Origin of the sequence: Weissella viridescens (genome assembly GCF_001437355.1) — a bacterium.
Taxonomy (GTDB): Bacteria; Bacillota; Bacilli; order Lactobacillales; family Lactobacillaceae; genus Weissella; species Weissella viridescens.
Genome location: NZ_JQBM01000002.1, coordinates 333,060 through 336,078, shown reverse-complemented (window position 1 = coordinate 336,078; position 3,019 = coordinate 333,060). Strand labels below are relative to the sequence as shown.

Below are 3,019 nucleotides of genomic sequence, written 5' to 3'. Positions count from 1 at the left end.
CAGTTGTCCTTTTCAAAGTCAGATTTGGACAAATATAGACAGATTTGCAATTTAAGCACAGCACACATCCACAGCTTCTCAATCCATTCCCACAGTCCAAATGCTCCAAAACCCGCATTAGACCAACAAAAAAGAGACTTACCAAAATGAATTGGTAAGTCTCTTTTTAAGTTTAATTACTTGAATATTGTTTAATAATAATCTACATTAAGCTACTTATTTTTTTGATTGTTTTATCAATTTCACCATATTCTTCATTCATAATCTCTTTAAATTTCATAGCTCTTTTATTATCGGTAATACCACCGTTCATAAACGAACGGATTTCTCCATTATTTTTCAAATATCGAGATTGCATTTTATCAACCTCATTACCCACTTCTTTACCATTTGGAATATTTTTTACTTGGAAGCTAATTTCATTATAAAGGAGGTTTACCTTCATATTACTATCATTTGATCTATTCAACGCGTCAATCGAATTAGGTTCAATTGCCCTATTATAAGTATCAGTCAATGAACTCGTAATTTTTGTCAAATATTCCGCAACCATCATTTGAACCTGCTCTATTTTCTTAATTTTATTATCATACCATTTCACAATAAAATTAATAATCAATGTTAACACAGCGACAACCGCAGATATTCCAAGCCATTGAAAATTCCCCTCTCCCACAGTGAACCAATATTTTTTTGCCCCACTACTTAAGCAACTAACCCACGTAATTAATAGTATAACTAGAGCAGCCATCACTATAGCAAAACCAACCCTAAATTTTTTCATTTTCCGCACCCCTTTATATAATGAACCATATCTATTCCAACCTCTACTCCAAACATATATACTTTTAATTTACTTCATTATCTATTTTTGCCTTTCATATAAATTGTTCTTAATCAAAATTCTCAATTGTCGTTTTGTTACCTGATTTCCTAAGAAAATAGCGAAACCAAGTACACAATACATCAACACTACAAAAATAGTGATTGGTATGGTAAGAATTTCAAATATTTTTTCGTAATTGAGCTTTTCGTAACCCTTCAAAAAAACTGTGACGCCTAACGTAAGGAGTGACAATCCAAATGAAAATATACTTATCATTAAACTAGTTAAGGATAGAAATGATGAGCTAATCGCTAAATCATCTATTAACATTTTCAATTGATTACAACTAGTATTTACGAGAATTCCATCAATATAAGTCTGAATGGAATCTTTTGTTAAGGTCTTCCAATTTCGAATAATCGAAAACATACCGAAGAAAATCATTTCAATAGATCCAAAAATAATTATAGTCAAATTAGTATCGGAATATTCCGATACACATCAGTGTTATTTTCTATGTTCCTTTCTGCAAAAAGAATTACTGAACTTTTATCTAAATAACCAGCTATAATCCCAAAATAAATTACTTCCCATGACAAAACAATAGTATTACTTACTTCGGCGTTTCGTAAATCCTTAAAATCTAAAATAGCCAATCTAAATGTCCTCGCATAATTAATTTGAACCCTTTGAATTTGGTTGCCCATTTATTTTACCCTTTTTCATGAATTTACGGTGTGTTACACGGCCTGAATGATCAATAATCCATTAAAAAACACCCATGACTCCATTACTGCTACCTTCAATTTGATATAAACTATAGTCCCTACCGGCACCCATACTTTTATTTTAAATTCAGTGGCAAATCGTGCATCATTATATTAAACCCGTGTCCATAGCCGTATTCGGAAATTCTTTTATTATGCGTTCTTTTTTCCCTAATAGGTGGAACATAATCAACTTTTGTACCGCTACTAACACGTCTTCCAGAAACTGTTGTTTCTATTTTTCTTGCTCTTTGTTTTTGGTAATGACTTCTTAAATAACTTTGTACCTTGGTTTACCGCATTCCTAGAGCCACGAATCTTCCAATGCTAGATGACGGTCTTTTTCGTTTTCGGATCTACTCGTCGAACAATTAGCGTTCCTAGATAAACTGGGTCATTGAGCCCAGCATGCTTTTTGGTGGTTTGTTTACTGGCTTATTTATAGATTTTACTACGAAACAGAAACCTCCACCTCAATTCATGTAATAAAAAATAGTACCGAATCGAAATTTGATTCAGTACTATTCCCTCTAATAAGCATTCTTAAACTATCAAATTAACAACTACTCGTTGTCTAACTTACATTGTTCCGCTGAAATCCAATCATCAAAGGCGTCTCTATCACTATAATTCAAATCATCACCTGCACTCTTAGGATCGTATTCGTAGTTGGCCGACATTGACTCTTCTCGAATATTCAGTACCCAGTGATATTCTTTAGGACACTCTACACCATTATCTACAAATAATTTACCAATATCTACCATGTCTCCTACAATTGATTTTAATAAATTAAGATGACTACGGTCATATTTCTTTTCATCAATTTGATTGTCATATTTTGTATACACCTGCTCTGGTTTCAAAATCTCACCGGAAATCTCATAAGCATAATCCCCATAAAAGGCATTCACACCCCTAGCAATCGTTCCAAAAATATATGCTTTTTCGATTGGTAAATCAAATTCCATAACATCATCATAAACTGTCTGCATGATGTCGGTTTGTATTGCATTAAATTTTTCATCAAATTCATTCATACTCAATCTCCTTATTAGTAATCATAGTCTACAGTTTGATATACCGGGGCGGCCTTTGGGTCTTTTGGATCAGTTATTGTATAAGTCACTTTAAAACTAGATGGTCGCTCTGTCTTTGCATTCGGATACTTCAATTTTATCTTAACTTTGACCTTCTTACCATCTTTAAGTGCTTTAGCCCACTCATTTTCCATCTTTTTCAAATCAGGGCAGACAGGACGGACAAGGCAGGCTTTTTTCTTAGGCCGGTATTATTATCATTCTTTGTGAGCATTGCACTTCGCATTGGAATCATCGAGAGATCATTACTTTCGTCTGCATCTAAATGCATCAATTCTGGCAACATTCTGTAAGGCAGATATAGAGACATTTTGACGACAACCAAG

At 33.4% G+C, this 3,019-nt stretch carries 4 protein-coding genes; all 4 read right to left on the bottom strand.

The window, feature by feature from the left end; genetic code table 11:
* Window positions 1-202 precede the first annotated feature (202 nt).
* Complete coding sequence (locus IV50_RS04220; protein WP_057745542.1) at window positions 203-784, bottom strand: hypothetical protein; 582 nt, start codon at window positions 782-784, stop codon at window positions 203-205.
* 1,372 nt (window positions 785-2,156) lie between these two features.
* Window positions 2,157-2,633, bottom strand: coding sequence for a hypothetical protein (locus tag IV50_RS04205; RefSeq protein ID WP_057745534.1), 477 nt, complete (start codon window positions 2,631-2,633; stop codon window positions 2,157-2,159).
* A gap of 14 nt (window positions 2,634-2,647) precedes the next feature.
* The gene (locus IV50_RS04200; RefSeq protein WP_057745533.1) at window positions 2,648-2,827 is read right to left on the bottom strand and encodes a DNA/RNA non-specific endonuclease; all 180 of its coding nucleotides are present in this window, start codon (window positions 2,825-2,827) and stop codon (window positions 2,648-2,650) included.
* Window positions 2,828-2,832: 5 nt separating this feature from the next.
* Window positions 2,833-3,019, bottom strand: a 187-nt coding sequence (locus IV50_RS07990) for a hypothetical protein (protein WP_236697696.1), incomplete at its 5' end; no start/stop codon positions are given.